This window comes from Streptomyces sp. NPDC107471 (assembly GCF_055582845.1).
The window spans coordinates 597,799-623,729 of record NZ_JBVJPC010000002.1; the positions used below are offsets into that span (position 1 = coordinate 597,799).

Sequence of the window (25,931 nt, forward strand, 5' to 3'; positions counted from 1 at the left end):
TGCTAACTCTCCGGGGTCGGCTGTGAGTTCCGGCGCAGTGCGCGCACTCCACGCAACCCGATGAGCCCGACGACCGTCCCCAATACGAAGGAGACGACGGCCAGCAGCAGGTGCACCCAGAAGTACCCCGTGGGGTCGCCCGCGTCGTCGAACGCGAGCCCGCTGGCGTCCTTGACGAGGTTCTTGACGAAAGTGATCCAGATGATCCAGCTCCACACCCCGAAGGCGAGCAGGAACCAGGAGACGGGGCGGCTGAGCTTCATGGGTCCAGTATCGCGAGCCGCCGCGCGGTGCGGCGGCCGGGGTGGGGAGGGCGGTGGGACTTCGCCGTCGGCGGCATGTACGTTCCTGAGCGTGTCCGCACCCCTGAAGAAGACCGCCGGGCGATCCCTGCTGGTCACCTCCGCCGCCCTGTCGTCCCTCGCGCTGACCGCGCCCCTCGCCCTCGCGGCCCCCGGCCCCACCCCGAGCGCCTCCCCCAGCGTCACTCCCCCGGCGAAGATGTCGACCGTGGGCGGCGCGCGGCTCGGTCTCGCGGGCACCCAGGTCAATCTCGCGAGCGGGGTCCCGGTCCTGCCGAAGGACATCACCGCGCGGTCCTGGATCGTCACCGACGCCGAGTCCGGCGATGTGCTGGCCTCGCACAACGCGCACTGGCGGCTGCCCCCCGCGAGCACCATGAAGATGCTCTTCGCGGACACCCTGCTGCCGAAGTTCGCCAAGACCGAGAAGCACAAGGTCGTCCCCACCGACCTCGCGGGCATGGGCGCGGGCTCCAGCCTGGTCGGGATAAAGGAGGGCGAGACGTATACGGTCCACGATCTGTGGCTCGGTGTCTTCCTTCGCTCCGGCAACGACGCGGTGCACGTCCTGTCCGCGATGAACAAGGGCGTCGCCAAGACCGTCGGGGAGATGAACGAGCACGCCGAGGAGCTCCAGGCCCTCGACACGCACGTGGTCAGCCCCGACGGCTACGACGCCCCCGGCCAGGTGTCCTCCGCCTACGACCTGACCCTGTTCGCCCGCTCCGGGCTGCAGAAGAAGGACTTCCGCGAGTACTGCTCGACGGTCACCGCGAAGTTCCCCGGCGAGACCAAGAAGAACAAGAAGGGCAAGACGGTCCGCACGCCCTTCGAGATCCAGAACACCAACCGGCTGCTGAGCGGCGACTACGACATCTCGCAGTACCAGGGCATCGCAGGTGTGAAGAACGGCAACACCACCAACGCCGGGGCCACCTTCACCGGTGTCGCCGAGCGCAACGGCAGGGTGCTCCTCGTCACCGTCATGAACCCGTCCAAGGAAGGGCACAACGAGGTCTACAAGGAGACCGCGAAGCTCTTCGACTGGGGCTTCCAGGCGGCCGGCAAGGTCCAGCCGGTGGGTGAGCTGGTGCCGCCGAAGGGCGCCGCCCAGTCGGGGAACTCCGGGCAGGCGGGGGGCGGCTCCGGGGGCTCCGGTCAGTCCGCGGGCCCGAAGGCCTCGGACGGCCCCGTCGCGTCCGCCGCGGCCGACGGCGGCTCCCGCGGCATGGAGACGGCCTTCGCGATCGCCGGCGGCCTCCTCGTGCTGCTCGCGGGCGCCGCGTTCCTCGTCAACCGCCGCTGGCCGCTGCCGGATCTGGTACGTCGTCGCTCGCCCCGTCCGTGAGCTCCTGCTCCTTGCTCCCCGTCGCCGTCCACGCGGCGCAGAACAGCACCAGTTTCGCCGTGAAGTTGATCCACAGCAGCAGGGCGACGGGGACGCCGAACGCGCCGTACATGCTCTTCGTCGCCACGCCCTGCATATAGCCGCTCAGCAGCAGCTTCAGCAGTTCGAAGCCGACCGCTCCGGTCAGCGCGGCCACGAACAGCCTGCGGCGCCTCGGCTCGACCCCGGGCAGCAGGGTCAGGACGTACAGCAGGAGCAGGAAGTCGGCGAGCACGGCGATGACGAACGCGGCGACCTGCAGCAGGGCCCGGCCCGCGCCGCCCTCCTGGAGGCCGAGTTGTCCGCCGATCCAGTCGACCAGCGCGGAGGCGACGGTGGAGATGGCGAGCGTGACCAGGACGGCGCCGCCGAGCCCGACCAGGATGCCCAGGTCCTTGCCCTTGCGCAGGACCGGGTTCTCCTCCTCGTCGGGCAGCTCCCACACCGCGCGCAGGCACTCGCGCATCGAGCCGGCCCAGCCGATGCCGGTGAAGAGCAGGGCGGCGCCCGCGATGAGGCCGATGGTGCCGGCGTTCTGCACCAGGTCGTCGATGTTGAGCTGGTCGGAGATGCCGGGGACCTGGTCGGCGATCTTGTCCTGGAGGTCGTTCTGCTGCTCGCTGCTGAGCGTGGCGGCGGCGATCGCGGCGGCCACGGTGAGCAGCGGGAACAGCGCGACGAAGCTGGTGAACGTCATCGCGGCGGCCAGCCGGGTCCACTTCACCCGGTCCAGCCGCTCGTAGGACCGCCACGCGTGCGTGGCCGTCAGGCGCACCCAGAGGGGCCCGACGACGGGGAGTCTCTTCAGCCAGTCCATGATCGGATCCTGCCCTCCGTACGGAAGACCGATGTGTGAGTACCCCGAAAAGCGGGGCGCCGAAAGAGGGCTCCGGGGCTGCGGCACTATTGAGCGACATCCCACTAATCACCCATTTCGGGTAGAGGGATGAGGTTTATGAACAAATCGCCTCTATAGCGGCGATACGGTCACCGGCATGTCTGTCGACACCGTTCCCGTCACGGGATGGGGCCGCACCTCCCCCACCGCGGCCCGTGCGATCCGTCTGCGCAGCTACGAGGAGGCCGTGGCCGCCGTCCGGGGTTGCGGGGCCCGCGGCGGCATTCCGAGGGGCCTGGGGCGGGCCTACGGGGACGCGGCGCAGAACGCGGGCGGCGAGGTGTTCGACACGACCGCCCTGAACCGCGTGCACGCGATCGACGCCGAGGGCGGCACCGTCCTGTGCGACGCGGGCGTCTCCCTGCACCGGCTCATGGAGGTGCTGTTGCCGCTCGGCTGGTTCGTGCCGGTGACGCCCGGCACCCGCCACGTCACGGTCGGCGGCGCGATCGGCGCCGACGTCCACGGCGGGAACCACCATGTGTCCGGCTCCTTCTCCCGCCATGTGCTGTCCTTCGAACTCCTCACCGCCGACGGCGGGATCCGCACCGTGCGCCGCGGCACGCCCCTGTTCGACGCGACCACCGGCGGCCTGGGTCTGACCGGGATGATCCTCACCGCGACGGTCCAGCTCCAGCCGGTCGAGACCTCGCTGATGTCGGTCGACACGGAACGCGCGCGCGACCTCGACGACCTGATGGTCCGTCTGACGACCGGGGACCGCGAATACCGCTACTCGGTCGCCCGGATCGACCTGCTGGCCCGCGGGGCCGCGACGGGGCGGGCGGTGCTCACCCGGGGCGACCACGCGCCGCTGGAGGCGCTGGAGAGGCCGGGACTGCTCACCGGCGGCACCCGCGCGCGCAGGGACCCGCTGGCCTTTCGGCCCGGGCGCTTCCCGGCCCCGCCCGCGCTCCTGCCCGACGGGCTCGTCAACCGCACGACCGTGGGGCTGTTCAACGACCTCTGGTACCGGCGGGCGCCCCGCGCGCGTACCGGCCGGCTGCAGCGGATCTCCGCGTTCTTCCATCCCCTGGACGCCGTGCCCCACTGGAACCGGGTCTACGGCCGCGGCGGCGTCGTGCAGTACCAGTTCGTCGTCGGCCACGGGCAGGAGGAGGCCCTGCACCGGATCGTGCGGCGGGTCTCGGGACGGCGGTGCCCGTCGTTCCTCGCCGTTCTCCAGCGGTTCGGGGACGCGGACCCCGGATGGCTCTCCTTCCCGGTGCCCGGCTGGACCCTGGCCATGGACGTCCCGGCCGCCCTGCCGGGACTCGGCGCCCTCCTCGACGAGCTGGACGAGGAGGTGGCAGCGGTCGGCGGGCGGGTCTGCGTCGCCAAGGACTCCCGGCTGCGGCCGGAGCTGCTCGCCGCGATGTACCCGCGCCTCGACGACTTCCGTGCGCTGCGCGCGGAGCTGGACCCGCGCGGGGTGTTCACCTCCGACCTGTCCCGCCGCCTCACCCTCTGAGTCCGCCGCCCGGCCCCGGCCGCCCGTACAACCCAAGCCCTCGCAAGGAGCTGCTCGTGAAGGACGCATTCGGCATCCCCCAGTCCCTGCTCGTCCTCGGCGGTACGTCCGAGATCGCGCTGGCCACCGTCCGCCGTCTGGTCGTCCGCCGCACCCGCACGGTGTGGCTGGCGGGGCGCCCCTCCCCCGGCCTGGAGTCGGCCGCCGCGGAACTGCGTGGCCTCGGGGCCGAGGTCCGCACCGTCGCCTTCGACGCGCTGGACCCCGAGTCGCACGAGGCGGTGCTCGGCAAGGTGTTCGCCGAGGGTGACGTCGACATGGTGCTGCTCGCCTTCGGGATCCTCGGCGACCAGGCCCACGACGAGCGCGAGCCGGTCGCCGCGGTGCGGGTGGCGCAGACCAACTACACGGGTGCCGTCTCGGCCGGCCTGGTGTCCGCGCGCGCGTTGCAGGCCCAGGGGCACGGCTCGCTCGTCGTGCTGTCCTCCGTCGCCGGCGAGCGCGCCCGCCGCGCCGACTTCATCTACGGCTCCAGCAAGGCCGGCCTGGACGTCTTCGCGCAGGGGCTGGGCGACGCCCTGCACGGCACGGGCGTGCACGTGATGGTCGTACGGCCGGGCTTCGTGCGCTCGCGGATGACCGCCGGTCAGGAGGAGGCGCCCCTCGCGACCACTCCGGAGGCCGTGGCGGCGGCCATCGAGCTGGGTCTGCGGCGCCGCTCGGAGACGGTGTGGGTGCCGGGAGCGCTGCGCGTGGTGATGGCGGCGGTGCGGCACGTGCCGCGGGCGCTGTTCCGGCGCCTGCCGCTGTAACTCCAGGTATGGCGCGCGGAACGGCGGTGCGGTCGGTTGTACCAGGAGTTACAGAGCGGCTGTACCGGGAGCTACCACTGGCTCGTGGGCAGGGAGCCGCGCTCCACATGTCCCGCCTGGGGCGGCACGACCGATCCCCCGAAGGTGAACTCGCGCAGCTTGCGCCACACCCCGTCGGCGCCCTGCTCGTAGAGCGCGAAGCCGGTGCAGGGCCACTCGGCCTCGAAGTCGCCGAGCTCCTCGAAGGCGCGGTCCATGGCCGCCTCGTCGATGCCGTGGGCGACCGTGACGTGCGGGTGGTAGGGGAACTGGAGTTCCCGTGCGACCGGCCCGGAGGCGTCACGGACCTGCTTCTGGAGCCAGGTGCAGGCCTCGGCGCCCTGTACGACCTGCACGTACACGACGGGTGACAGGGGCCGGAAGGTGCCGGTGCCGGACAGCTTCATCGGGAACGGCCGGCCCGCCGCGGCGACCTCGGTGAGGTGCGCCTCGATGGCGGTCAGCGCGGTGTCCGCGACCTCTGTGGGCGGCAGCAGGGTGACATGGGTGGGGATGCCGTGAGCCGCGGCGTCGCCGAAGCCCGCGCGCCGCTCCTGGAGCAGGCTGCCGTGAGGCTCCGGGACCGCGATCGACACACCGATCGTTACGGTCCCCACGTCGTCTCCTGTTCGTCCCGGTCGTCCTGTCGGACTGGTTCCCAGCCGTCCGCCTATCGACTGTACGGCCACGGCTGTGCTGTGGGCAGGCGCAGGCATAGTGATGTGCAGCGCTCTGCCCGGTGGTGCTGGTGTGCGGTGGTACGCCCGGCGGCCGGTGCCGACGGGCCGGGGCGGTCAGTGCTTGGCGGGCAGGAAGCCGACCCTCTCGTACGTCTGGGACAGCGTCTCCGCGGCGACCGCGCGGGCCTTCTCCGCGCCCTTGGCCAGGATCGAGTCCAGCGTCTCCGGGTCGTCCAGGTACTGCTGGGTCCGCTCCCGGAACGGCGTGACGAAGTCGACGACGACCTCGGCGAGGTCCGTCTTGAGCGCGCCGTAGAGCTTGCCCTCGTACCGCTGCTCCAGCTCCGGGACGCTCGTGCCGGTCAGGGTCGAGAAGATGGTGAGCAGGTTGCTGACGCCCGGCTTGTTCTCGACGTCGTAGCGGATGACGGTGTCGGTGTCCGTGACCGCGCTCTTGACCTTCTTGGCGGTGGTCTTCGGCTCGTCGAGGAGGTTGATCAGGCCCTTCGGCGTGGACGCCGACTTGCTCATCTTGATCGACGGGTCCTGGAGGTCGTAGATCTTCGCCGTCTCCTTGAGGATGTACGGCTTCGGGATCGTGAAGGTCTCGCCGAAGCGGCCGTTGAAGCGCGCCGCGAGGTCGCGGGTCAGCTCGACGTGCTGGCGCTGGTCCTCGCCGACCGGGACCTCGTTGGCCTGGTAGAGCAGGATGTCCGCGACCTGGAGGATCGGGTAGGTGAACAGGCCGACGCTCGCGCCGTCGGCACCCTGCCGGGCGGACTTGTCCTTGAACTGGGTCATGCGGGAGGCCTCGCCGAAACCGGTGAGGCAGTTCATGACCCAGGCGAGCTGGGCGTGCTCGGGGACGTGGCTCTGGACGAAGAGCGTGCAGCGCTCCGGGTCGAGGCCGGCGGCGAGGAGCTGGGCCGCGGCCAGGCGGGTGTTGGCCGTGAGCTCCTTCGGGTCCTGCGGAACCGTGATCGCGTGCAGGTCGACGACCATGTAGAACGCGTCGTGGGACTCCTGCAGGGCCACCCACTGGCGGACGGCGCCGAGGTAGTTGCCGAGGTGGAACGAGCCTGCGGTGGGCTGGATTCCGGAGAGCACACGGGGTCGATCAGAGGCCATGCCCACCATTCTCTCAGGTGCCGGGGGCCGATCCGGAACCAGTCGGAAACAGATGTGCCACGGGTGGGAACCGATTCGGTCCGGGCGGTGTACCCAACATGTGAGGACGCGGGAGGGGGGCCGCATCGTCGATGAGGCCGCGGTGATCGCACGCGTACGCGCCGGAGAGCCGGAGGCGTACGCGGAGCTGGTGCGGGCCCATACGGGCCTGGCACTGCGAGCGGCCGCCGCGCTCGGGGCGGGTGCGGACGCGGAGGACGTGGTGCAGCAGGCCTTCGTCAAGGCGTACTGCTCGCTGGGCCGCTTCAGGGAGGGCTCGGCGTTCAAGCCGTGGTTCATGTCGATCGTGGCCAATGAGACGAGGAACACAGTGCGCACGGCCGCACGCCAACGCACCCTCGTCGGCCGCGAGGCGGCCCTCGTGGAGGCCGAACCGCTTATACCGGAGTCGGCCGACCCGGCGACGGCGGCCGTGGAGATAGAGCGCCGCGCCGCGCTGGAGACCGCGCTGCGGAAGCTGAGCGAGGAGCACCGCCTGGTCGTCACCTACCGCTATCTGCTGGAGATGGACGAGTCCGAGACGGCCCAGGCCCTGGGCTGGCCCCGGGGGACCGTGAAGTCCCGGCTCAACCGCGCGCTGCGCAAACTCGGCAAGCTGCTGCCCGACGTGGAGCTCCGGGAAGGGGGTGACGAGCGTGAGTGAGTCCTACGGCGGTGAGGGCCCGGGCGAGGGAGCGCGGGAGCGTGCTTCCCGGCTGCCCGAGGAGCTGCGGGCGCTCGGGCGCTCGCTCGACGCCCCGGGTGCGGGCGGGACCGAGTCGATGGTGGAGCGGGTGCTGGAGCAGATACTCGCCGAGCGGCTGCCCGCCCCGGTGGCCCGGACCACGGGGCCCGTGGAGCGACTGCGGGCGGTGCGGCGGTGGACGCGGGCACGGTGGCGTTCGCTGACCGCGGCCCTGTGCGGGCTGCTGACGGTCCTCGCGCTCACTCCTCCGGTGCGGGCGGCGGTCCTGGACTGGTTCGACTTCGGCGGCGTCGAGGTGCGGTACGACCCGTCGGCGGTGCCCTCGCCGGGAGCGCAGGTCCCCGGCTGCGGGCGTTCGCTGTCACTGGCGCAGGCCGAACGGCGGGCGGGGTTCGAGCCGCTGGTGCCGGCCGCGCTCGGGGCGCCGGACGCGGTGACGGTGACGGCCGAGCCGCGGGGGCGGTCCCTGGTGAGCCTGTGCTGGCGGGAGCGGGGGCACACCGTGCGGCTGGACCAGTACCCGGCGCGGCTGGACATCGGCTTCACCAAGCGGGTGCGGGAACAGCCGGAGTGGCTCTCGCTGCGCGGGGACGCCTCGGACCCCGGGGCGGTCCACGACACGGCTCTGTGGTTCCCGCGGCCCCATCTGCTGAGTTTCTGGCTGGTGGACGCGTCCGGCTCCCCCTACGTCCGCGAGCAGCGGACCGCCGGGCCGACGCTGCTGTGGATGCACCGGGCGGGCGTCCCGGACGCGGCGGACGTGACGCTGCGGCTGGAGGGGGTCCCGTCGAAGGCGCGAGCGGTGGAGATCGCGAGGTCCGTCGGTGAGCCGCAGGGCGAGGGCGTCGGGAAGCCCTCGGATTAGTGCGGGCGGAGTGGGAACCCCGCCGGGCCGGGCGGTGTACCAGAAGTGACACGCGGCTCGCGGACGGGCCGCACGGGGATCGTCTGTTGGGGGTCGGCATGAGGAGCGTCGCGAGTGGACTGAGGGGTCGCTGTCGTGAACTGACGGCGGGAATGGGGGTGTTGACGGCCGTGCTCGCCGTGTCGGTGTGGGGTGCGCCGTCCGCGTCGGCGGGCGGCCCGACGAGCGTGCTGGTGGTCTCGCCGGAGAGCGGGGAGACGGCGTCGCTGTACTGCTCCGAAGAGGAGTACAGCGAGTTGGCGCGGCTGCTCGGTCCCCCGAGCGCGGGCACCCGGACGAAGCCGCCCGAGGCGAATCTGCTCGCCGCCCGGCAGATCAACGTCACCTGGATGGCACACGACGTCTCACCGTGGCGACTGGACCAGGTCTTCCCGGTGGCGGACGGAAACCAGGTGTGGATACACACCGCGGCAGACGTCCCGGAGACGGTGAACGGCCATTGGCACCTCACAAAGAACCCCGCCCAACTGCGTTCCCTGCTCAAGGACTTGGGCGTGATGGGCAAGGTCTCCGGCGAGGGCCACGCCATCTTCCCGACCCCTGCGGGCGGGCCGGGGAGCGAGGCGGGGGCGGTGGACACGACAGCGTCCGCGGGCTCGGCCTCCACTGTCGACGACGACACCGAGTGGTGGTGGGCGCTTCCCGGTCTGGCTGCGGGGGCGGTACTGGCGCTGGTGCTGCGGCCGCTCGTGCTGCGGAAGCCGTGGGAGCGGCCGCGCCGAGAGCCGGGGCCGCGCCAGGAACTGCGTGATGTGTGACGAAAGGAGGTGCTCGCGAGCTTGAGGAAGCGAGGCCGAGTCGATCGAGGGGGATGACAGTGCGGAGCAGACTCGCATTACTCCGGCGCACACGACACAGGTCGCTCGCGGTGCTCGCACCGTTGGCCGTCGTGGTGACCGTGCTCGCGGCACCCGCGGCCGGTGCGGCGACACCGCCGACCGGGCGGGCGGGCCTGGACAGGCCCGACCTGGCCATGGTCGTCACCGGTCACTCGGGGCGGGCGCGAGCCGTGCGTGCCGACGAGCCGTACTTCACGCGGCTGTGGCAGCTCCTGCAACCGACGTACACGGGCACCGAGCGGGTGTCGGGCGCGTGGGAGGAGGGCCGCTATCCGGCGGTGCGGTTCACCGTGCTGTGGGGGCTGACGGGGGTCGGCGGCTGGCCCCGGACGGATTCGGCGCCGGGAGGTGATGTGGCGGTGGCGCGGGAGGACCAACTGTTCCTCGCCGGGGACGGCACGCCGTGGGTGCGTTCGGATCCGGCGCCGGAGCGGGAGGACGACGACATCCGCTGGCACCGGGCCCCGCGGGAGGTCTACGACCGGCTCGACCGGGCGGGCCTCGCGGGACTTGCCGGCGGTGCCGCCGGCGGACCGGGCGCGGAGGCCAAGCGGTCGGAGGGACCGGACCACGGCGTGTGGTGGGCGGTGCCGGGGCTCGTCGTGGGGTTCGCTGCGGGAATCGGCGGCACGCGGCTGATACGCCGCGCGGCGGTCGGGCCGGGAGCCGGACCGCCGCGGGACGAACCACGACAGGAACTCATCGATCTCTAGGAGTCACCGGTCCAGGAGCCACCGCTCCTTGACAACTCAAGAGAGGACGCGGGTCAGCCGAGGTCGACCTCCGGGTACAGCGGGAAGCCCGCCACGAGGTCGGTGGCCCGGTGGGCGATCTCGTCGGCGACCTTCGGGTCCAGGACGTGCTGGGCCTTCGAGGGTGCGCCCTTGCTGGTGGTGCCGGGCTCCGTGGCGGTGAGGACGCGGTCGATGAGACCGGCGACCTCGTCCATCTCGGCGGTGCCGAGACCGCGAGTGGTCAGGGCGGGGGTGCCGATGCGGATGCCGGAGGTGTACCAGGCGCCGTTGGGGTCGGCCGGGATGGCGTTGCGGTTGGTGACGATGCCCGACTCGAGCAGGGCCGCCTCGGCCTGGCGGCCGGTGAGGCCGTAGGAGGAGGCCACGTCGATCAGGTTGAGGTGGTTGTCGGTGCCGCCGGTGACCAGGGTGGCGCCCCGGCGCATCAGACCTTCCGCGAGGGCGCGGGAGTTGTCGACGATCCGCTGGGCGTAGTCCTGGAAGGAGGGCTGCCGGGCCTCGGCGAGGGCGACGGCCTTGGCGGCCATGACGTGCGGGAGGGGTCCGCCGAGGACCATCGGGCAGCCGCGGTCGACCTGGTCCTTGAGGGAGTCGTCGCACAGCACCATGCCGCCGCGCGGGCCGCGCAGGGACTTGTGGGTGGTGGTGGTGACGATCTGGGCGTGCGGCACCGGGTCGAAGTCGCCGGTGAGGACCTTGCCGGCGACGAGTCCGGCGAAGTGGGCCATGTCGACCATGAGCGTGGCGCCGACCTCGTCGGCGATCTCGCGCATGATCCGGAAGTTCACCAGCCGCGGGTAGGCCGAGTAGCCGGCGACGATGATCAGCGGCTTGAACTCACGGGCCGAGGCGCGCAGGGCGTCGTAGTCGACGAGACCGGTGGCGGGGTCGGTGCCGTAGGAGCGCTGATCGAACATCTTGCCGGAGATGTTGGGGCGGAAGCCGTGGGTGAGGTGGCCGCCGGCGTCCAGGGACATGCCGAGCATGCGCTGGTTGCCGAAGGCCTGACGGAGCTCGGCCCAGTCGGCGTCGGAGAGGTCGTTGACCTGGCGGACGCCGGCCTTCTCCAGGGCGGGGACCTCGACGCGCTGGGCGAGGACGGACCAGAAGGCGACGAGGTTGGCGTCGATGCCGGAGTGGGGCTGGACGTAGGCGTGGCGGGCGCCGAAGAGTTCCTTGGCGTGCTCGGCGGCCAGGGACTCGACGGTGTCGACGTTGCGGCAGCCGGCGTAGAAGCGGCGGCCGATGGTGCCCTCGGCGTACTTGTCGCTGAACCAGTTGCCCATCGCGAGGAGGGTGGCCGGGGAGGCGTAGTTCTCGGAGGCGATCAGCTTGAGCATCTCGCGCTGGTCGTGGACCTCCTGGCCGATGGCGTCGGCGACGCGCGGCTCGACGGCGCGGATCACGTCGAGGGCGGCGCGGAAGGCCGTGGACTCGGTGGACAGGGGCTGCTGCTCTGACATGGCGGCCTCCGGGCTGCGTGGCTTGAAGCGGTCACGGTTCACGGTTCGGCCCAGGCGCACGGCACTTGGTCACTCACAGGCCGCTCCCTGATGGTCCGTCCCATCCCAGCGCGCCAGTCACGGCCTGTCGGCCAGCCTACCGGGCACGCCGAAAGGCACCTGTGCGGCGTCCACCATGCGAGCGACGGCTTCGAGGCCGGACCGCGGGGTCCGGGCCTCGAAGCCGTGGGCGCGGTGGAGGTCAGAACAGCGTCTCGGCGAGGCGGTCGACCTGGTCGGCGTCCGAGGCCCAGCAGTAGAGCATCACCTCGTCGGCACCGATGTCGAAGTAGGCGTCGACGGTCTCCCGGATCTGCCGGGACGTGGTGAGCAGGCCGGCCTCCATGTATGCGACGTGGCCGCTGAAGGCGTAGTAGTCGCGGAGGTTGCGGAGGGCCTGGTCCAGGGTGCTGTCCGGGCCGAGAGCGACGTTCGCCTGGGCGACCAGGCGGGGGCGGCCTGGGCGGTCGTGCTTCTGCCAGGCGGTTTCGGCGTCGCGGAACAGGTTGGACATGAAGGAGGGCGGCAGGGCGGCGCCGAGGAAGCCGTCGCCGAAGCGGCCGACACGGTCGAGGGCGGCGGGGGCGAAGCCGCCGAAGAGGACCTCGGGGCCGCCGGGGGTCTTGGGTGCGGGCCCGATGGGACCGGCGCCCTCTCCGTACGGCTCGCCCGCCCAGGCGCGGCGCAGCAGGGTCATCTGCGCGTCGAGGCGGCGGCCCCGGCGGTGCAGGTCGATGCCGGCGGCGAGGCAGTCGTCCTCGCGGCCTCCGATCCCGATGCCGAGTGTGAAGCGGCCGCCCGAGAGGCGGTCGAGGGTCGCGGTCTGCTTGGCGAGCAGGGCGGTGTTGTGGAGGGGCGCGAGCAGCACCTCGGTCTGGACGCGGATGCGGGAGGTGGCACCGGCGAGGGTCGCCAGGGTGACGAGGGGCTCGGGGTTGTCGTAGACGAGACGGTCGAGCAGGCCGAGGGTGCGGAAGGGGCCCGCGTCGGCGCGCCGGGCCCAGGTGAGCAGTTCGGCGGGGTCGTCGATGGGGAGGCCGAGGCCGATGTTCATGGAGAGTCCTCCGGAGGGCGTGCGGGATCCGCCGGTCGGCCGGATCCTGTGCCGCCCCTCCGTGGTCCCACGCGCTGTGCGCGGACCTGCTCCCGTTCTGCGGCGATGGCTCAAGAGAGCATGTGCGTCAGAGTGAGGTGACCGTAGCGCGGGCGGGCGGGACGCGACAACGCGTTTTCTTGTCGGCCGCGGAGGGGGTGCGGGGGCGCGGCTCGGGGGTGTCACGTCGGACTGGCATTCCGGCTCACCCAGGCCAGTACTCCGGCTCACGGCGGGCCTCACTCCGACTCATCCAGGCCGGCACTCCGACCCACGGCGGGCGGGACTCCGGCTCACCCAGGCCCGCACCCCAGCTCACCTCGAGCCAGCCAACGCTCCCGACTCACCCCACCCGGAAGACGCCGCCTGCCGCCCCCGCCCTCAGCCTCTGCCCCGCCCTCCCCCTCAAAGGATCACGTGCGGCAGAAAGCGTGCGTACTCGTCTGTGATGAGGCCGGAGGACTCGCGGATGCCGAGGCCGGCCGCTTCGTCCTGGACGACCCAGGCGCCGAGGACCACGTGGTTGCCGTCGAAGGCGGGGAGGGGGGCCAGCTCCTGGTAGCAGCACGGCTCCTCGCGGGGCACCGCAGCGGTGCCGGGCGCGTGGACCGTCACGCCGGCACCCTCGCGGCCGAGCAGGGGCTTGGCGACGTAGCCGGTCGTGGTGGCCAGGTGCCGGGGGCCGTCGAGGTAGGCGGGGAGGAGGTTGGGGTGGTCGGGGTACAGCTCCCAGAGGATCGCGAGGAGGGCCTTGTTGCTGAGGAGCATCTTCCAGGCGGGTTCGATCCACAGGGTGCTGCCGGTGCCGCCGCCGTTGTCGAGACTGTCGAGGACATGGGTGGCGAAGCGGTCGGTGGTGAGCCACTCCCAGGGATAGAGCTTGAAGCAGCTACGGATGAAGCGGAGCTGGTTGTCGACGAAGCGGCCGGAGAGGGAGTCCCAGCCGATCTCCTCCATGGAGATCCAGTCGGTGTCCAGGCCGGCCTGTTCGGCGGTCTCCTTGAGGTAGGCGACCGTCATGAGGTCCTCGCCGAGTTCGTCGGCGGAGGAGTGCGCGAAGTAGAGCGGGCTGCCGGGCGGCAGGAGGGCGGCCTGCTTCTTCCAGGCGGCGACGAGGCGTTCGTGGAGGGAGTTCCACTGGTCGGCGCCGGGGAAGCGCTCCTCCATCCAGAACCACTGCGGGGAGGCGGCCTCGACGAGGGAGGTGGGGGTGTCGGCGTTGTACTCCAGCATCTTGGCCGGGCCGCCCTCGCCGTCGTGGCGGAGGTCGAAACGGCCGTAGAGGGAGGGTAGTTCGGCACGCCGGTGCCAGGACTCGGCGACCGCCTCGGCCACGCGCGGGTCGGTGATGCCGAGGTCGGCGAAGCGGTTCGCGGTGACGATGTGGTCGGCGGCCGCCAGGCACATGCGGTGCAGGGTCTCGACGGTCTCCTCCAGCTCCTCCACCTCGGGGAGCGTGAAGGAGTAGTAGGCGCTCTCGTCCCAGTAGGGGCGCAGGGAGCCGTCGGGGTGACGGGTGAGCGGGTAGACGAGGCCCTGGGTCTCGACGGTCCGCTGCCAGTCGGGGCGGGGGGTGATGGTGTGTCGGCGCATGATGCTCGGCCGTCAGCCGCCGGAGCTGCCCTTGCCGACGCCACTGTGGCTGTCGCTGTCCCCGCTGCCTCCGCTGCCGAAGCCGCCGCGGTCGACCCCGCTGCCGCCGCTGCCCGACGAACTGCCGGAGCCCTTGCCGGACTTCTTGGTGAAGGAGCCGCCCGTGACCCAGGTGCCCTTCTTCTTGCCGCCGTAGTAGTAGGAGCCGTTGACCGAGGTGCTGGACTTGCAGTTCTTGTCGGCGACGACCTTGTAGCCCTTGCCGAGGGTGTAGCTGTCCCGGTCGACGCAGCGCTTGTCGGGGTCGGAGGAGCAGGCGGTCAGGGCCATGGCGAGCAGTCCCACGCCGCCTAGTGCGACCGTGCCCGAGCGAAGTTGCCGGCGTGCGTCCGCCATGTCGGTGTCTCCCCCTTGGTCAGGCCGTGGGCCTGGTGTGCGTGTGTCCGGCGGACAGCTTAGAGATCAGTAAGAGCTTCACCCAAGGCAGCCCACCTCTCTTCACCTCCCCTAGGGTCACTTTGTGCTCTTTGGAATGGTGTGTGCTCTCGGTGCCTCGGTCTGCTTCGGCACGGCCACCGTGTTGCAGGCGATGGCGGCCCGGGCCGCGGAAGTGGGTGGCGGTGACAGCGGGGGGTCGGCGTTCGCGGTGACGCTGTTCCTGCGGGCGGTGCGGCAGTGGCGGTATCTGGCCGGGCTGGCCCTGGACGGGGTGGGGTTCCTGCTGCAGATCGCCGCGTTGCGGTCGGTCCCGATCTACGCGGTGGGCGCGGCGCTCGCGTCGAGTCTCGCGGTGACGGCGGTGGTGTCGGCGCGGTTGCTGCGGGTCCGGCTGAGCGGGGCGGAGTGGGGGGCGGTCGGGGTGGTGTGCGCGGGAATGGCCCTGTTGGGGATCGCGTCCGGGACGGAGGGCGACCGGGGCGGTCCCGCGGCCCTGGGGTACGTGATGCTCGGGACGGCCCTGGCCGTGCTGGGGCTCGCGCTGTGGGGCGGGCGGCTGCCGGACCGCGGGCGGGCGTTGGCGCTCGGGCTGGGTGCCGGGTTCGGGTTCGGGGTGGTCGAGGTGGCGGTGCGCCTGATCGACTCGCTCGAGCCGTCGGCGCTGCTGGCCAACCCGGCGACGTACGCGCTGCTCGTCGGCGGCGGCGCGGCCTTCCTCTCGCTGACCTCGGCGCTGGAGCGGGGGTCGGTGACCACGGCGACCGCGGGGATGGTGATCGGGGAGACGATCGGGCCCGCGCTGGTGGGGGTGGTGTGGCTCGGGGACCGTACCCGGGAGGGGCTGGCGTGGGTGGCGGTACTGGGGTTCGCGGTGGCCGTCGCGGGGGCGTTGGCCCTGGCCCGGTTCGGTGAGGCCCCGGCGCATTCCGTTCAGGAGCCCGCGCCGTGAGTCCCGTGCGGGTTGCTTGAGTTGCTGCCGGTAGGGCTCAGCGTTGTGAGCCCTACCGACGGAATGAGATCCGGTGATTTTCGGTGGGGCGGTGCTATTCGGGCAGCACCGCGCACAGTGCCTCCAGCGCTCCTGACCAGGCGTGGTCCGGCGGTGTGCCGTAGCCGACGACGAGCGCGTCGCGCCGCTCGACGACGGCGTCGGGGTGCTGGTAACGGTGCAGTCCGTGGACCGCGAGGCCCTGCCAGGCCGCCGCCCGCAGCGCCGGCTGCTCGGTGCCCGGCGGGAGCCGCAGCACCACGTGCAGGCCGGCCGCGATCCCGGTGGCGTGGACCCGCGGGGCCCGCCGCGCGAGTTCGGCGACGAGGGCGTCGCGGCGGCGCCGGTAGCGCAGCCGGGCGGCACGCACATGACGGTCGTAGGCGCCGGAGGTCAGGAACTCGGCGAGGGTCAGTTGGTCGAGGGCCCCGCAGGTGTCCAGGTCGCCCTTGGCTGCCGACACCTCCTCCATGAGGCCGGGCGGCAGCACCAGCCAGCCCAGTCGCAGGCCGGGGGCGAGGGACTTGCTGGCCGTGCCCGCGTAGACGACGTGGTCGGGGTCCAGGCCCTGGAGGGCGCCGACGGGCTGGCGGTCGTAACGGAACTCGCCGTCGTAGTCGTCCTCGACGACCAGGCCGCCGGTGCGGCGGGCCCAATCGACGACGGCCGACCGGCGGTCGCGGTGCAGGGTGCCGCCCATCGGGAACTGGTGGGCGGGGGTGAGCAGCACCGCGTCCTGGTCGGTCAACTCCCCCGGGTCGGTGCCCCGTTCGTCGAAGGGCAGTGGCACGGTCCGCAGGCCGGCGGCCGCGAGCAGGTTCCAGTGCGCGTCGAGGCCGTACGACTCCACGGCGACCGTGCGGGCGCCCCGGGCCCGCAGCACCGCGCCGAGGAGGCGCAGTCCGTGCGCGATGCCGGCGCAGACGAGGATGCGGTCGGGGTCGGCGCGCACCCCGCGGGCGCGGGAGAGGTACTCGGCGAGGGCGGTCCGCAGTTCGGGGCGGCCGCGCGGATCGCCGTAGTCGAGGGCCTGGTAGGGGGCGGTGGCGAGGGCGCGGCGGGCGGCCTTGAGCCACTCGGCGCGCGGGAAGGAGGCGAGGTCGGGGGTGCCGGGGGCGAGGTTGTGGATGGGGCGCCCGGGTTCCCGGGGGCGGGGCGCGGCCCCGGTGGGCGGGACGACCGTACTCCCCCACTGCCTTGAGGGCGTGGGAGGTGCCCCCATGGAGACGCGGGTGCCCGAGCCCTGGCGGGCGGTGAGCCAGCCCTCGGCGACCAGGTCGGCGTAGGCGTCGGCGACGGTGTTGCGGGCGATGCCCAGGTCGGCGGCGAGGGCGCGGGAGGAGGGCAGCCGGCTGCCGGGGGCGAGGCGGCCGGTGCGGACGGCCTCGCGCAGGGCGTCGGTCAGGCCCCGCCGGACACCCCCGCCGGAGGGTTCCAGGTGCAGGTCGATGCCGGAAGTGGCCCGCGGTTTCGCCATGGAAGTGGACCATACCCTTGGGCTGCCCGGCTCCTAGGGTCGAGCCATGACCACAGAGGAAACCGTCCGGTACACCCCCGAGCACACGCCCCGGCTGGCCTGGGCCCAGCACGCCCCCGAGGTCTACAAGGCGATGCTCCGCCTGGACACCGCCGCCCGCCGGGGTCTCGACCCGCGGCTGCTGGAACTGGTGAGGATCCGTGCCTCGCAGCTCAACCACTGCGCGTTCTGCCTCGACATGCACTCCAAGGACGCCCTCGCGGCCGGGGAGAGCGTGGAGCGCATCATCCAGCTCGGCGCGTGGGAGGAGTCGAAGCACTTCTACACGGAGAAGGAGGTCGCGGCCCTCGAACTGACCGACGCCGTCACCGTGCTCACCGACGGCTTCGTGCCGGACGAGGTGTACGAGCACGCCGCCAAGCACTTCGAGGAGGCCGAGCTGGCCCAGTTGATCGCCGCGGTCACGGTGATCAACGCGTGGAACCGGTTCGGTGTGACGTGCCGCTTGGTCCCGGGCCACTACGAGGCGGGGCAGCACCAGTGAGCCGTACGGACGTCCTCGACCGCGAGGTCGGCCGGGCGCTGTCCGCGCTCAGCGCCGCCGCCAAGCAGGGGCTCGGCGACCCGGCCCTCGCCGAACTCGTCGTCATCCGGGCTTCGCAGCTCAACCACTGCGCGTTCTGCCTGGACATGCACCTCGCGATCGCCCGTGAGCACGGGGTGGGCGAGAAGCAGCTCGACCTGCTGGCCGCCTGGGAGGAGGCCGAGGGTGTCTTCGACGAGCGGGAGCGGGCCGCGCTCGCGCTGACGGAGGCGGTGACCGTCCTGACGGGAAGCACCTCCGGGACGAAGTCGGGGGAAGGCTTCGTGCCGGACGACGTGTACGCCACCGCGGCCCGGCACTTCGACGAGGTCCGGCTCGCCCATCTCATCGGTCTGATCGTCGCCATCAACAACTGGAACCGGGTGATGGTCGCGCGCCGGATCGCACCGGGGGGTCATCGGCCGTGAGCGGTGTGGACGTCTTCCGTGCCCTGCACCGGAACCGGCTGCCGGGTGACCCCCTCGTCCTGCCCGGCCCCTGGGACGCGGTCAGCGCCCGGGTGTGCGAGGAGGCGGGGTTCCCGGCGCTCGCCACGCCCAGCGCGGGGATCGCGGCCGCCCTGGGCCACCGGGACGGGCACACACCCGCCGACGAGATGTTCGCCGCGGTGGCGCGCGTCTGCTCGGCCGTGGACATCCCGGTGTCGGCGGACGTCGAGGGCGGGTACGGGCTGGAGCCGAAGGAGCTGGTGGAGCGGCTGCTGGAGGCGGGGGCCGTGGGCTGCAACCTGGAGGACTCCGAGAACGGCGCCCTCAAGGACCCGCACCGGCACGCCGACTGGCTGGCCGAGGTGCGGCACGCGGCCGGTGACCGGCTCTTCGTCAACGCCCGCGTGGACACGTTCGCCCACGGCGACGGTGACCCCGAGCGGGCCGTCGAGCGGGCCGCGCTGTACGTCGCCGCGGGCGCCGACTGCGTCTATCCGATCGGTGCCCCGGTGAGGGTGCTGCCGTTGCTGCGGTCGGGGATCGAGGGCCCGCTGAACGTGTTCGGGAAGCTGGACGGCGAGGGCCCCTCGCCCACCGAACTCGGTGAACTCGGGGCCACTCGCGTCACGTTCGGGCCGGGGCTCCAGCGTCGGGCGGCGCTGGCGTTGCGCGGCCTGTGCGGCGAGCTCGCGGCCCGCCCGTGATCAGGACAGCCACGCCTTCCATGTGGACTCGTGGCTGTCCACCCACTTCTTCGCGGCCTCCTCGGGCGTCAGCTTCTGGTCGGCGATCATCAGGGAGACCTGGTTCTGGTCCTCCGTCGTCCACTTGAACCTCTTGAGGAAGGCCGCCGCCTTGCCGCCGCTCCTCGCGAAGTCCGTGTTGAGGTACTTCTGGAGCGGGGTGTGCGGATAGGCGCAGGCGACCTTCGCCGGGTCGGCGTCGCAGCCCTCCTTGTAGGCGGGCAGCTTCACCTCGGTCATCGGGACCTTCTCGAACAGCCACTGGGGGGCGTACCAGTAGGTCAGGAAGGGCTTCTTCTCCTTGGCGAACTGCCGGATCTGGGTGATCTGCGCGGCCTCCGAGCCGGCGAACACCACCTGGTAGTCCAGCTTGAGGTTCTTCACCAGGGCCTTGTCGTTGGTGACGTAGGACGGGGAGCCGTCCATCAACTGGCCCTTGCCGCCGCTCTCCGCGGTACGGAGCTGCGAGGCGTACTTGTTGAGGTTCTTCCAGTTCGTGACGTCCGGGTGCTGCTTGGCGAAGTAGGTCGGCACGTACCAGCCGATGTGCCCGGTCACGCCGAGTCCGCCGCCCGGCGTGATGGTCTTCTTGTCCTTGACGTACCGCTGTTCCTGTTCGGGGTGGCCCCAGTCCTCCAGGATGGCGTCGACGCGGCCCTGGCTGAGCGCGTCCCAGGCGGGCACCTCGTCGACCTGCACGGTGTCGACGCGGTAGCCGAGCTCGTGCTCCAGGAGGTACTGGGCGACGGCCACGTTGGCCTGGGCGCCGACCCAGGACTGGACGGACAGGGTCACCGACTTCGCGCCCTGGGCGTTGGCGAAGGGCGAGGCCTGCTTGGTCATGTCGGCGGCGCCGCAGCCGGTGAGCAGCAGCAGGGCGCCGACGCCCGCGATGGCACGTACACGCATGTCAGGCTCCCTTCCCCGGCCGGCGTTCCGTCGGCTGGGTCACCCGGTCGAGCATCAGGCCGAGGCAGACGATGGCGGCGCCCGCGACCAGGCCGGTGGCGAGGTCGCCCTGGGCCAGGCCGAAGACGGTGTCGTAGCCGAGCGCGCCTCCGCCGACCAGACCGCCGATGACGACGACGGCGAGGACGAGGACCACGCCCTGGTTGACGGCGAGCAGCAGCGCAGGGCGGGCGAGCGGGAGTTGGACCTGCCGCAACTGCTGCCACCTGGTGGCGCCGAGCGAGCGGGAGGACTCCATGGCGGCCGGGTCGACCTGGCGCAGGCCCTGGGTGGTGATGCGGACGACGGCGGGCAGCGCGTAGACGACGGCCGCGGCGGCGGCGGGCGCGCGGCCCACGCCGAACAGCGCGACGACCGGGATCAGGTACACGAACTGCGGCATGGTCTGGAAGACGTCCAGGACGGGCCGCAGCAGTCGTTCGACGCGGTCGCTGCGGGCCGCCGCGACGGCGGTCGCGAAGCCCAGGACGAGGGTGACGGCGACGGCCGCGAGCACCTGCGACAGGGTGTCCAGCGCCGGGGTCCACACGCCGAGCACGCCGATCGAGGCCATGGCGAGGACCGCGGTGAGCGCGGTGCGCCAGGTGCCGATCAGCCAGGCCAGGGTGGCGACGACGAGCAGCACGGACCACCAGGGCAGTCCCTGGAGTCCGTCGCGGACCGGGTCGAGGACCCAGGTGGTGAAGTGGGCGGCCCAGTCGGCGGTGCCGCCGATCACGGGGACACCGGAGTACAGGTGGGCCGTCATCCAGTCGACGGCCCGGTTGACGGGCTCGGCGATGTTCAGGGTCCAGGCGTCGGGCCAGTCGAGGCGGCCCAGCAGCCGTCCGGCGACCGCCACGAGGACGGTCCCGGCGAGGGCGTACGCCCATCCCGCGCGCCCCTGTCCCTCGCTGCCGTCGCCCGCCGCGCCGGTGACACGGTCGAGGACGACGGCCAGCAGCACGATCGGGATGCCGGCCGCGAGGGCGGCGCCCACGTCGACCGAGGCCAGCGCCTGGTAGACGCGGTCACCGAGGCCGGCGGCGCCGATCACGGACGCGATGACGGCCATCGACAGCGCCATCATGATGGTCTGGTTGAGGCCGAGGAGGAGTTCCTTGCGGGCCAGCGGGACCCGGGCGGTCAGCAGCCGCTGGCGGGCGGTGGTGCCGAGCGACTCGACCGCTTCCAGCACCTCCTTGTCGGCACCCTGGAGGCCGAGCGCGGTGAGGCGGGCCATGGGCGGGGCGGCGTAGACGACGGTGGCGAGGACGGCGGCGGGCACGCCCATGCCGAAGACCAGGACCACCGGCAGGAGGTAGGCGTAGGCGGGCATGACCTGCATGGTGTCCAGGACCGGGCGCAGGACCTTGTCCATGCGGCGGGACAGTCCGGCGGCGAGCCCCAGCAGGACGCCGACGACGACCGAGGCGAGGACGGCGACGACCATCAGGGCGAGGGTCTGCATGGTGGGGACCCACATGCCGAGCAGACCGCAGGCGAGGAGCGCCACCGCCGTGCCCAGGGCCAGCCGGACACCGGCGACGCGCCAGGCCACGAGGGCGCCGAACGCGGTGACACCGGCCCAGCCGGCGCCGAGCAGGACGAGGTAGACGGCGCGTACGGAGATCACGACCACGTTGCTGACGTAGCCGAAGCCGTAGAGGAACAGCGGGTGGCTGTCGCGGTTGTCGATGATCCAGTCGCTGGCGCTGCCGAGCGGCTTGGTGAGGTCGACGGTGAGGGCGCCCGGCCAACTGCCGCTGGCCCAGCGCGCGTTGGCCAGGGGCACGAGGATCGCGGCGGCGAGGGCGATGAGCAGGAGCTTGTGGACCGCCCGGTGCCTGAGCAGTCCGGTGGGCAGGGCGCGGGGCGTGTTGGACGCGGTGACGGTGGCCATCAGACCGCCTCCTTGCGGAGCTCCGTTCCGGAGGCTCCCCCGGGGAGCTCCGTACCGGCGACCACACCGAGCAGGCGCTCGTGGTCGACGACGCCGAGGCAGCGTCCGTTCTCCACGACGCAGGCCGGCCGGCCGCTGCCTGCGACGACCTTGATGGCGTCGGCGACGACGGCGTCGGGGGCGAGGGCGCCCGGGTGGGCGGGGCCCGCGCAGTCACCCGGCTTCATGGCCCGGCGGACCGTCATGACCTGTTCGCGGGGCACGTCCCGGACGAACTCACGGACGTATCCGTCGGCCGGGGAGCCGACGATTTCCTCCGGGGTGCCGAGCTGGACGACCTTGCCGTCGCGCATCAGGGCGATCCGGTCGCCGAGCTTCAGCGCCTCGCTCAGGTCGTGCGTGATGAAGACCATGGTGCGGCCCTCCTCGCGGTGCAGGCGGACGACCTCCTCCTGCATGTCCCGCCGGATCAGCGGGTCGAGGGCGCTGAACGGCTCGTCGAACAGGAGGACCTGCGGGTCCACCGCGAGCGCCCGGGCGAGGCCGACGCGCTGCTGCTGGCCGCCGGAGAGCTGGGACGGCTTGCGCTGCTCCATGCCCTCCAGGCCGACCTTGGCGACGACCTCGGCGGCCCGCGCCCGGCGCTCGGCCTTGCCGACGCCCTGGATCTCCAGGCCGTAGGCCACGTTGTCGAGGACCGTGCGGTGCGGGAGCAGCCCGAAGTGCTGGAAGACCATCGCGGCGCGGTGCCGGCGCAGTTCCCGCAGCCGGGACTTGTCCATCGCGCGGACGTCCTCGCCGTCGATGCAGATCGTGCCGGCCGTCGGCTCGATGAGCCGGGTCAGACAGCGCACCAGCGTGGACTTGCCGGAGCCGGACAGGCCCATGACGACGAAGACCTCGCCCTTGCGGACGTCGAAGCTCACGTCGCGTACGGCGGCCGTACAGCCCGTCCGCTCACGCAGTTCGGCGGGGTCGAGGGCGCACAGCTCGGCGTCCTCGGGGACGCGGTCCGCCTTGGGGCCGAAGACCTTCCACAGCCCGTCGACGGAGAACACGGGGTTGTCCGTCGTCGGCGGCTTCTCCATGGTCGCGGTCGTACTCATCACGCACCACCTCCCAGCAGGTCCACGGCTTTCTCACCGACCATGAGCACCCCGATCATCGGGTTCACGGCGGTCATGGTCGGGAACACGGAGGCGTCCGCGATACGGATGCCGTCCAGGCCGCGGATCCGCAACTCGGGGTCCACCACGGCCAGTTCGTCGTCGACGGCGCCCATCCGGCAGGTGCCCGCCGGGTGGTACACGGTGTGCGCGACCTTGCGGGCGTACTCGCTCAGCTCCTCGTCACCGGTGACGTCGGGTCCGGGGCACACCTCGCGCTTGAGCCAGCTCGCGAGCGGTTCGGTCGCGGCGACCTCGCGGGCGATCCTGATGCCGTCGACGAGGGTGCGGCCGTCGTAGTCGTCCTCGTCGGTGAAGTAGCGGAAGTCGAGGGCGGGCTTGACCTCGGGGTCCGCGCTGGTCAGGTACAGGCGGCCGCGGCTCTTCGGCTTGGGGATGTTCGGGGTCATCGAGACGCCGTGGGCGGGGCGTTCGTAGCCGAGGCGCTCCGGGTTGTCGGTGAAGGGGACCTGGTAGAAGTGGAACATCAGGTCCGGGCCCGGGTGTTCGGGGTCGCGGCGCACGAAGAGCCCGGCGTCGGAGTCCATCGCGGAGTTCTCCGGGATCGGGCCGTTCGTCTCCCAGACGATGACCGACTCGGGGTGGTCGAGGAGGTTCTCGCCGACGCCCGGCAGGTCGTGGACGACCGGGATGCCGAGGGCTTCGAGGTCCGCGCGGGGGCCGATGCCGGAGTGGAGCAGCAGGCGGGGCGAGTCGACGGCGCCCGCGCACAGGACGACCTCGCGGCGGGCCCGGATCAGCGTCTCCCGGCCGTCCTTGGACCGTACGTGCACGCCCTCCGCCCGCGTGCCGTCCAGCTCCAGCCGGTACGCCCAGGTCTCCAGCAGGATCGTGAGGTTGGGCCGCTCGTCCATGACCGGGTGCAGATACGCCACCGACGCCGACGAACGCTTGTTGTTCTCCGGGTGGTAGGCCAGGTCGAAGAAGCCGACGCCGTCGTCGAAGGGCTTCTTGTTGAAGCCGTCGACGCGGGGGACGTCGAGGGCCTTCTGCGCCGCGTCGACGAAGTCGCGGGCGATGGCGTTCCGGTCCTTCTCGTCGACCGGGACGATGTTGTTCTTCAGCCGGGCGTAGTACGCCTCCATCGGGACCGCGCCCCAGCCCTTGGCGCCGGCCTCCTCCCACTCGTCCCAGTCGGACGGCAGCGGCTTGAATGCGATCAGGGTGTTGTGGGAGGAGCAGCCGCCGAGGACCCGGGCGCGGCTGTGCCGGATGTGGGAGTTGCCGCGCGGCTGTTCGGTGGTCGGGTAGTCGTAGTCGAGCTCGCCGCCGAGCAGGCCCATCCAGCGGCGCAGGGTGAGGACGTCGTCCCGGCCGACGTCGCTGGGGCCGCCCTCGATGACGGCGACGGTGACATCGGGGTTCTCGGTGAGCCGGGAGGCTATGACGGAACCTGCTGTTCCGCCGCCTATGACGACGTAGTCGTACTCCTGTTTGGACTCGGACATGGGGGTACTCCAGGGAAGTCTTGAGAGCGAAGAGAGCGAAGAGAGCGGAGAGGGGGGCGGGAGTGGGCTCAGCCCGCGAACCAGCGGACCGGCTTGGGCGCGAGGTTCTGGTAGACGTGCTTGCTCTCGCGGTACTCGGCGAGGCCGGCGGGGCCGAGCTCGCGGCCCACTCCGCTCTTGCCGAAGCCGCCCCACTCCGCCTGCGGGAGATAGGGGTGGAAGTCGTTGATCCAGACGGTGCCGTGGCGCAGCCGTCCCGCCACGCGGCGGGCGCGCCCGGCGTCGGCGGTCCACACGGCACCGGCGAGGCCGTACTCGGTGTCGTTGGCGAGGGCGATCGCCTCGGCCTCGGTGCGGAAGGTCTCGACGGTCAGGACCGGTCCGAAGACCTCCTCCCGCACGACCCGCATCTCGCGGTGGCAGCGGTCGAGGACGGTGGGCTCGTAGAAGTAGCCGTCGGCGGGACGCTCGGGCGAGGGTTCGGGGCGCTGGCCGCCGGAGCGCAGCACCGCGCCCTCGGCGAGCGCGGAGGCGACGTAGGACTCGACCTTGGCGCGCTGCTGCTCGGAGACCAGCGGCCCGCACTCGACACCGTCCTCGGTGCCGCGGCCGAGGCGGATCTTCCCGGCCCGGCGGGCGAGTTCGGTGACGAAGCGGTCCCGGACGGACTCCTCGACGATGAGGCGGCCGCCCGCGGAGCAGACCTGGCCGCTGTGGATGAAGGCGGCGTTGAGGGCCTGGTCGACGGCGGTGTCGAAGCCCCCGGGGGTGGCGCAGGCGTCGGCGAAGACCACGTTGGGGTTCTTGCCGCCGAGTTCGAGGGCGACCTTCTTGACCGAGACGGCGGCCGCCTGGGCGACCTTGGTGCCGCTGACGAGGCCGCCGGTGAAGGACACCAGGTCGACGTCGGGGTGCTCGGCGAGCCGGGCGCCGACGGTGTGGCCGGGCCCGGTCACGATGTTGGCGACGCCTTCCGGCAGTCCGGCCTCGACCAGCAGCTCGATGAGCGCGATGGTCGTCATCGGGGTGATCTCGCTCGGCTTGACCACGAAGGTGTTGCCGGCCGCGAGCGCCGGGGCGATCTTCCAACTGGCCTGGAGGAGCGGGTAGTTCCAGGGGGTGATCAGGGCGCACACGCCGACGGGTTCGTGCACGACGACACTGTGGACGTCGGTCGAGCCGGCGTCGACGACCCGGCCCGGGGACTCGCCGGCGACGAGGTCGGCGAAGTAGCGGAAGGCGTCGGCGACACAGTCGATGTCGACCCGGCCCTCCTCCACCGTCTTGCCCGCGTCCCGGCTCTCCAGGAGGCCGAGTTCTTCGCGGTCGCGTACGAGAAGATCGGCGACGCGGCGCAGCAGTGCGGCGCGTTCGGCGACGGGGGTGAGCGGCCAGGGGCCCTGTCCTGAGTCGAAGGCCCGGCGGGCGGCGTCGACCGCGAGGTCGGTGTCCTTCTCGTCACCTTCGGCGACCACGGCGAACGGCCGCGCGTCGGCGGGGTCGAGGATCTCGCGGGTGGCTCCGGAGACGGCTGCGCGCCATTCGCCGCCCGCGTGGATGGTGTGCGGCTCCTGCCGCGCGTGCTGTCCGGCCATGAT

At 72.1% G+C, this 25,931-nt stretch carries 25 protein-coding genes and 1 riboswitch; of the genes, 11 read left to right on the forward strand and 14 right to left on the reverse strand.

Annotation, left to right across the window (positions count from 1 at the left end; translation table 11 throughout):
- Window positions 1-2 precede the first annotated feature (2 nt).
- Complete coding sequence (locus tag ACZ66S_RS07620; RefSeq protein ID WP_007384221.1) at window positions 3-263, reverse strand: SCO4848 family membrane protein; 261 nt, start codon at window positions 261-263, stop codon at window positions 3-5.
- A 91-nt stretch (window positions 264-354) separates the two neighbouring features.
- Between ACZ66S_RS07620 and ACZ66S_RS07625 the strand changes: the two genes are divergently transcribed.
- Window positions 355-1,650: a D-alanyl-D-alanine carboxypeptidase family protein gene (locus ACZ66S_RS07625; protein WP_469900404.1), complete on the forward strand. Its 1,296-nt coding sequence runs from the start codon at window positions 355-357 to the stop codon at window positions 1,648-1,650.
- Here the strand turns inward: ACZ66S_RS07625 and ACZ66S_RS07630 are convergent.
- Complete coding sequence (locus ACZ66S_RS07630; RefSeq protein WP_469900406.1) at window positions 1,595-2,506, reverse strand: YihY/virulence factor BrkB family protein; 912 nt, start codon at window positions 2,504-2,506, stop codon at window positions 1,595-1,597. The two genes, ACZ66S_RS07625 and ACZ66S_RS07630, sit on opposite strands and share 56 nt — an antisense overlap.
- Before the next feature lie 178 nt (window positions 2,507-2,684).
- Here ACZ66S_RS07630 and ACZ66S_RS07635 point away from each other — a divergent pair, with 178 nt between their 5' ends.
- Complete coding sequence (locus tag ACZ66S_RS07635; protein ID WP_469900407.1) at window positions 2,685-4,058, forward strand: FAD-binding protein; 1,374 nt, start codon at window positions 2,685-2,687, stop codon at window positions 4,056-4,058.
- 56 nt (window positions 4,059-4,114) lie between these two features.
- On the forward strand, window positions 4,115-4,870 hold the full coding sequence (locus tag ACZ66S_RS07640) for a decaprenylphospho-beta-D-erythro-pentofuranosid-2-ulose 2-reductase (RefSeq protein ID WP_469900408.1): 756 nt from the start codon (window positions 4,115-4,117) through the stop codon (window positions 4,868-4,870).
- Window positions 4,871-4,941: 71 nt separating this feature from the next.
- Here the strand turns inward: ACZ66S_RS07640 and ACZ66S_RS07645 are convergent, their stop codons facing one another.
- Together ACZ66S_RS07645 and trpS are read right to left on the reverse strand one after the other, a co-directional pair.
- Window positions 4,942-5,526, reverse strand: coding sequence for a 2'-5' RNA ligase family protein (locus ACZ66S_RS07645; protein WP_469900409.1), 585 nt, complete (start codon window positions 5,524-5,526; stop codon window positions 4,942-4,944).
- A 177-nt stretch (window positions 5,527-5,703) separates the two neighbouring features.
- Entirely contained in the window at window positions 5,704-6,717 is a 1,014-nt protein-coding gene (gene trpS / locus ACZ66S_RS07650) for a tryptophan--tRNA ligase (RefSeq protein ID WP_469900410.1), read from the reverse strand.
- A gap of 142 nt (window positions 6,718-6,859) precedes the next feature.
- Here trpS and ACZ66S_RS07655 point away from each other — a divergent pair, with 142 nt between their 5' ends.
- The 4 genes from ACZ66S_RS07655 (at window position 6,860) to ACZ66S_RS07670 (ending at window position 9,939) form a co-directional block, all read left to right on the forward strand.
- On the forward strand, window positions 6,860-7,420 hold the full coding sequence (locus ACZ66S_RS07655) for an RNA polymerase sigma factor (protein WP_469900411.1): 561 nt from the start codon (window positions 6,860-6,862) through the stop codon (window positions 7,418-7,420).
- Window positions 7,413-8,327, forward strand: coding sequence for a hypothetical protein (locus tag ACZ66S_RS07660; RefSeq protein ID WP_469900412.1), 915 nt, complete (start codon window positions 7,413-7,415; stop codon window positions 8,325-8,327). Before ACZ66S_RS07655 ends, ACZ66S_RS07660 begins: the two co-directional genes overlap by 8 nt.
- A gap of 152 nt (window positions 8,328-8,479) precedes the next feature.
- Window positions 8,480-9,145 carry a hypothetical protein gene (locus ACZ66S_RS07665; RefSeq protein WP_469900413.1) on the forward strand — a complete coding sequence of 222 codons (666 nt, stop codon included), beginning with the start codon at window positions 8,480-8,482 and terminating at the stop codon, window positions 9,143-9,145.
- Window positions 9,146-9,285: 140 nt separating this feature from the next.
- The gene (locus ACZ66S_RS07670) at window positions 9,286-9,939 is read left to right on the forward strand and encodes a hypothetical protein (protein WP_469900898.1); all 654 of its coding nucleotides are present in this window, start codon (window positions 9,286-9,288) and stop codon (window positions 9,937-9,939) included.
- Window positions 9,940-9,992: 53 nt separating this feature from the next.
- Here the strand turns inward: ACZ66S_RS07670 and ACZ66S_RS07675 are convergent, their stop codons facing one another.
- The 4 genes from ACZ66S_RS07675 to ACZ66S_RS07690 form a co-directional block, all read right to left on the reverse strand.
- Window positions 9,993-11,444, reverse strand: a complete 1,452-nt coding sequence (locus tag ACZ66S_RS07675) for a glycine hydroxymethyltransferase (protein ID WP_469900414.1) — start codon at window positions 11,442-11,444, stop codon at window positions 9,993-9,995.
- Window positions 11,445-11,485: 41 nt separating this feature from the next.
- A riboswitch (ZMP/ZTP riboswitch) is annotated at window positions 11,486-11,575 on the reverse strand.
- 110 nt (window positions 11,576-11,685) lie between these two features.
- Window positions 11,686-12,537 (reverse strand): LLM class flavin-dependent oxidoreductase, encoded by an 852-nt coding sequence (locus tag ACZ66S_RS07680; protein WP_469900415.1) that lies wholly within the window; start codon window positions 12,535-12,537, stop codon window positions 11,686-11,688.
- A 444-nt stretch (window positions 12,538-12,981) separates the two neighbouring features.
- Entirely contained in the window at window positions 12,982-14,169 is a 1,188-nt protein-coding gene (locus tag ACZ66S_RS07685; RefSeq protein WP_469900416.1) for a glutathionylspermidine synthase family protein, read from the reverse strand.
- 12 nt (window positions 14,170-14,181) lie between these two features.
- Window positions 14,182-14,565, reverse strand: coding sequence for a hypothetical protein (locus ACZ66S_RS07690; RefSeq protein WP_469900417.1), 384 nt, complete (start codon window positions 14,563-14,565; stop codon window positions 14,182-14,184).
- Window positions 14,566-14,701: 136 nt separating this feature from the next.
- Between ACZ66S_RS07690 and ACZ66S_RS07695 the strand changes: the two genes are divergently transcribed.
- Window positions 14,702-15,556, forward strand: coding sequence for a DMT family protein (locus tag ACZ66S_RS07695; RefSeq protein WP_469900419.1), 855 nt, complete (start codon window positions 14,702-14,704; stop codon window positions 15,554-15,556).
- Between the two features lie 94 nt (window positions 15,557-15,650).
- Here the strand turns inward: ACZ66S_RS07695 and pdxR are convergent, their stop codons facing one another.
- Window positions 15,651-17,072: a MocR-like pyridoxine biosynthesis transcription factor PdxR gene (gene pdxR, locus ACZ66S_RS07700; protein WP_469900421.1), complete on the reverse strand. Its 1,422-nt coding sequence runs from the start codon at window positions 17,070-17,072 to the stop codon at window positions 15,651-15,653.
- Between the two features lie 46 nt (window positions 17,073-17,118).
- Between pdxR and ACZ66S_RS07705 the strand changes: the two genes are divergently transcribed.
- Genes ACZ66S_RS07705 through ACZ66S_RS07715 form a run of 3 tightly spaced genes read left to right on the forward strand, consistent with a single transcriptional unit; the run spans window position 17,119 to window position 18,808 of the window.
- Window positions 17,119-17,616 carry a carboxymuconolactone decarboxylase family protein gene (locus tag ACZ66S_RS07705; RefSeq protein WP_469900422.1) on the forward strand — a complete coding sequence of 166 codons (498 nt, stop codon included), beginning with the start codon at window positions 17,119-17,121 and terminating at the stop codon, window positions 17,614-17,616.
- Entirely contained in the window at window positions 17,613-18,083 is a 471-nt protein-coding gene (locus tag ACZ66S_RS07710) for a carboxymuconolactone decarboxylase family protein (protein ID WP_469900424.1), read from the forward strand. The genes ACZ66S_RS07705 and ACZ66S_RS07710 overlap by 4 nt, the downstream gene beginning before the upstream one ends.
- A complete protein-coding gene (locus ACZ66S_RS07715; RefSeq protein WP_469900426.1) occupies window positions 18,080-18,808 on the forward strand; it encodes an isocitrate lyase/PEP mutase family protein in 729 nt (242 codons plus the stop codon). Before ACZ66S_RS07710 ends, ACZ66S_RS07715 begins: the two co-directional genes overlap by 4 nt.
- Here the strand turns inward: ACZ66S_RS07715 and ACZ66S_RS07720 are convergent, their stop codons facing one another.
- The 5 genes from ACZ66S_RS07720 to ACZ66S_RS07740 form a co-directional block, all read right to left on the reverse strand.
- The gene (locus tag ACZ66S_RS07720; protein WP_469900428.1) at window positions 18,809-19,756 is read right to left on the reverse strand and encodes an ABC transporter substrate-binding protein; all 948 of its coding nucleotides are present in this window, start codon (window positions 19,754-19,756) and stop codon (window positions 18,809-18,811) included.
- A gap of 1 nt (window position 19,757) precedes the next feature.
- Complete coding sequence (locus ACZ66S_RS07725; protein WP_469900430.1) at window positions 19,758-21,698, reverse strand: ABC transporter permease; 1,941 nt, start codon at window positions 21,696-21,698, stop codon at window positions 19,758-19,760.
- Window positions 21,698-22,804 (reverse strand): quaternary amine ABC transporter ATP-binding protein, encoded by a 1,107-nt coding sequence (locus tag ACZ66S_RS07730; RefSeq protein ID WP_469900432.1) that lies wholly within the window; start codon window positions 22,802-22,804, stop codon window positions 21,698-21,700. Before ACZ66S_RS07730 ends, ACZ66S_RS07725 begins: the two co-directional genes overlap by 1 nt.
- Window positions 22,804-24,333 (reverse strand): GMC family oxidoreductase, encoded by a 1,530-nt coding sequence (locus ACZ66S_RS07735; protein WP_469900434.1) that lies wholly within the window; start codon window positions 24,331-24,333, stop codon window positions 22,804-22,806. Before ACZ66S_RS07735 ends, ACZ66S_RS07730 begins: the two co-directional genes overlap by 1 nt.
- A 68-nt stretch (window positions 24,334-24,401) precedes the next feature.
- Window positions 24,402-25,928 carry an aldehyde dehydrogenase family protein gene (locus ACZ66S_RS07740; RefSeq protein WP_469900436.1) on the reverse strand — a complete coding sequence of 509 codons (1,527 nt, stop codon included), beginning with the start codon at window positions 25,926-25,928 and terminating at the stop codon, window positions 24,402-24,404.
- Window positions 25,929-25,931: the final 3 nt, after the last annotated feature.

What these genes read in the sequence shown, in the direction of transcription:
- ACZ66S_RS07620 (WP_007384221.1), bottom strand. Translation starts at nt 263, where the DNA reads ATGAAGCTCAGCCGCCCCGTCTCCTGGTTCCTGCTCGCCTTCGGGGTG.
- ACZ66S_RS07630 (WP_469900406.1), bottom strand. Translation starts at nt 2,506, where the DNA reads ATGGACTGGCTGAAGAGACTCCCCGTCGTCGGGCCCCTCTGGGTGCGC.
- ACZ66S_RS07635 (WP_469900407.1), top strand. Translation starts at nt 2,685, where the DNA reads ATGTCTGTCGACACCGTTCCCGTCACGGGATGGGGCCGCACCTCCCCC.
- trpS (WP_469900410.1), bottom strand. Translation starts at nt 6,717, where the DNA reads ATGGCCTCTGATCGACCCCGTGTGCTCTCCGGAATCCAGCCCACCGCA.
- ACZ66S_RS07665 (WP_469900413.1), top strand. Translation starts at nt 8,480, where the DNA reads ATGGGGGTGTTGACGGCCGTGCTCGCCGTGTCGGTGTGGGGTGCGCCG.
- ACZ66S_RS07675 (WP_469900414.1), bottom strand. Translation starts at nt 11,444, where the DNA reads ATGTCAGAGCAGCAGCCCCTGTCCACCGAGTCCACGGCCTTCCGCGCC.
- ACZ66S_RS07680 (WP_469900415.1), bottom strand. Translation starts at nt 12,537, where the DNA reads ATGAACATCGGCCTCGGCCTCCCCATCGACGACCCCGCCGAACTGCTC.
- ACZ66S_RS07685 (WP_469900416.1), bottom strand. Translation starts at nt 14,169, where the DNA reads ATGCGCCGACACACCATCACCCCCCGCCCCGACTGGCAGCGGACCGTC.
- ACZ66S_RS07690 (WP_469900417.1), bottom strand. Translation starts at nt 14,565, where the DNA reads ATGGCGGACGCACGCCGGCAACTTCGCTCGGGCACGGTCGCACTAGGC.
- ACZ66S_RS07695 (WP_469900419.1), top strand. Translation starts at nt 14,702, where the DNA reads ATGGTGTGTGCTCTCGGTGCCTCGGTCTGCTTCGGCACGGCCACCGTG.
- pdxR (WP_469900421.1), bottom strand. Translation starts at nt 17,072, where the DNA reads ATGGCGAAACCGCGGGCCACTTCCGGCATCGACCTGCACCTGGAACCC.
- ACZ66S_RS07705 (WP_469900422.1), top strand. Translation starts at nt 17,119, where the DNA reads ATGACCACAGAGGAAACCGTCCGGTACACCCCCGAGCACACGCCCCGG.
- ACZ66S_RS07720 (WP_469900428.1), bottom strand. Translation starts at nt 19,756, where the DNA reads ATGCGTGTACGTGCCATCGCGGGCGTCGGCGCCCTGCTGCTGCTCACC.
- ACZ66S_RS07725 (WP_469900430.1), bottom strand. Translation starts at nt 21,698, where the DNA reads ATGGCCACCGTCACCGCGTCCAACACGCCCCGCGCCCTGCCCACCGGA.
- ACZ66S_RS07730 (WP_469900432.1), bottom strand. Translation starts at nt 22,804, where the DNA reads ATGAGTACGACCGCGACCATGGAGAAGCCGCCGACGACGGACAACCCC.
- ACZ66S_RS07735 (WP_469900434.1), bottom strand. Translation starts at nt 24,333, where the DNA reads ATGTCCGAGTCCAAACAGGAGTACGACTACGTCGTCATAGGCGGCGGA.
- ACZ66S_RS07740 (WP_469900436.1), bottom strand. Translation starts at nt 25,928, where the DNA reads ATGGCCGGACAGCACGCGCGGCAGGAGCCGCACACCATCCACGCGGGC.